General features: G+C 62.8%; 3 protein-coding genes. 1 reads left to right on the top strand and 2 read right to left on the bottom strand.

The features are described 5' to 3' along the window. Positions 1–315 (top strand): MFS transporter (locus ABY403_RS16280; protein WP_372841858.1); only part of this gene is annotated, 315 nt, incomplete at its 5' end. 97 nt (positions 316–412) lie between these two features. On the opposite strand, the gene ABY403_RS16275 is transcribed toward ABY403_RS16280, so the two are convergent. Further along, entirely contained in the window at positions 413–1,189 is a 777-nt protein-coding gene (locus ABY403_RS16275; protein WP_372841857.1) for an RES family NAD+ phosphorylase, read from the bottom strand. Beyond that, positions 1,149–1,529 (bottom strand): antitoxin Xre/MbcA/ParS toxin-binding domain-containing protein, encoded by a 381-nt coding sequence (locus ABY403_RS16270; protein ID WP_372841856.1) that lies wholly within the window; start codon positions 1,527–1,529, stop codon positions 1,149–1,151. The genes ABY403_RS16275 and ABY403_RS16270 overlap by 41 nt, the downstream gene beginning before the upstream one ends. Positions 1,530–1,756 lie beyond the last annotated feature (227 nt).

The following is a 1,756-nucleotide window of genomic DNA, read 5'->3' as shown; positions in this document are numbered from 1 at the left end:
CCTGCGGACATCCCCGTATTTCTGGCAACGATGACCGAGCGCCGCCGCACCCGCAGGCGCGATGGAGCCCGCCACTGGGCGCTGCTGCGCGACCTGGAACACCCCGATCAGTGGACCGAAAGCTACCACCTCGCGACATGGGACGACTTCCGGCGGCACAACGCGCGCAGAACCAACGCAGACGGCATCGTCTCAGATCAATTGCTGCGCCTGCATCGGGGCGCGGAACCACCGCGTGTTCATCATATGATCGAGCGGCAAAGCGTCTATTCGCACCGCGACATTCAGATGAAAGACGGCGACCTACCGCTTTGACCATTGCGAGTTGCCCGCCTTTGTGTGGCTGCCGCTATGCCGTGCTCTACGCCCGCTTTTGCAATGTGGTCCTTGCCGTTATCTGCGCAGGTGCGCCCTATCTGGCACGCGGTCTTTCCCAAATCATGCCAACTAGGCGGGGATCGGGTGCGAAGGCATCGGTGGCAAACTCCAGCCCCAGCCTGGGCTGTTCACACAGGGCCTGTGCCCCGCTTCGCCCGATGCGGATCCGCCATGTCTGGCGCTGGGTGGGCTCTGGCGCGGCAAAGGCGCGGCAGCTAAGCACGGCGAGGTTGGCCCCGCGCGCCGGATCGCGGACAGATGCATAGCGAATGACCTCGACCCCGATCTCGCGCGCGCTTTCGGCCAATGTCTGGCAGGGCGCGTAGTCGGTCAGATGCATCCACTGCGCGCGATTTGCCGCCAATGCACCAGAGGTCAGATCGAGTGATGCAGGCGCAGCAAGCATTGCGCAGATGGCCGTGTACTCGGCAGCATCATCGGGAAACGGCGTACCCGGGCTTTCGGCATAAAAGAGGAAGCGGTAGAAAACCATTTCCGCCGCTGCCGCCTCGGGGCGTTCGGCACCATACCACACGCCGGGCGTCAGCCCCGCGCGGCGAAATCGCGAACCTTGCGGATAGGGGCGATAGCGAAACGGCGTTGCCAGCAGATAGTTCAGATGCTGGCAGTCCTTTGGCAGCGGCGGCTTGGTCTCTTCCAGAATGTGCTCAAGCATCGCTTGCTCGGCAAGGCCATCGACGAGTTTGAGTGTCGAGACCCGGTGCTGCGCTTCGACAAATCGCCATGCAGGCCCCGCGAAGGGCCGCACTTCAGAGCGGAGCGCGTCGGGCGTCAAGATAGGTTGTGACATCGACAAGCCCCTGAACCGTTGCCATCCGCTCGACCGGCCGCGCCGCAAGCGCGGTGTTGGCCGCCTTCATCCAGGCCTTGGAAACCGACTCGTCGCCTCCCGTGATCGCATCGAGCGAACGGAACGCGCGAACCAGCAACGCCGCGAGTTCATAAGGCTTCGAGCCGACCTCGAGAGCCGCCTCGCCCCGTTTGAGGCGCGACACGGTGGCCTCGGACACGCCGACGATCTGCGCAAGCTGACGCCCGGTCAAACCAAGACGATCCGCCGCGCGAAGCATGGCCTTGGTCAGAACCGCAGCGCGTTCCGGGGTTAAAGCCTGTGCCTGCGTGTGTGTCATGGCATTTTCCTTTCACTTGCAACTTTACGATATATTTCTTTCTTTTAGAAGAAAAATTGGGTGTGCGAAGTAAAGGACACGCGCAAGGAAACTGGCTGATCCCAATCCAAAGGGCAGCGCCGCACCGCGAAACCTCGTCGGCGCGCTTGACAGACGCGTGGCGGTTCGGCTACGCGCAATTTCGGCCGCAGACGCCAGCCTCCCGCGGACTCGGATGAGTCTTGGTG

This window comes from Phaeovulum sp., assembly GCF_041596715.1.
Classification (GTDB): Bacteria; Pseudomonadota; Alphaproteobacteria; order Rhodobacterales; family Rhodobacteraceae; genus UBA6213.
Note: the sequence above shows the minus strand (reverse complement) of the source record. Positions and strands in the feature narration are given on the sequence as shown.

Excerpts from the sequence above, each read along its gene's own strand:
- ABY403_RS16270 (WP_372841856.1), bottom strand. The coding sequence starts at position 1,529 with ATGACACACACGCAGGCACAGGCTTTAACCCCGGAACGCGCTGCGGTT.
- ABY403_RS16275 (WP_372841857.1), bottom strand. The coding sequence starts at position 1,189 with ATGTCACAACCTATCTTGACGCCCGACGCGCTCCGCTCTGAAGTGCGG.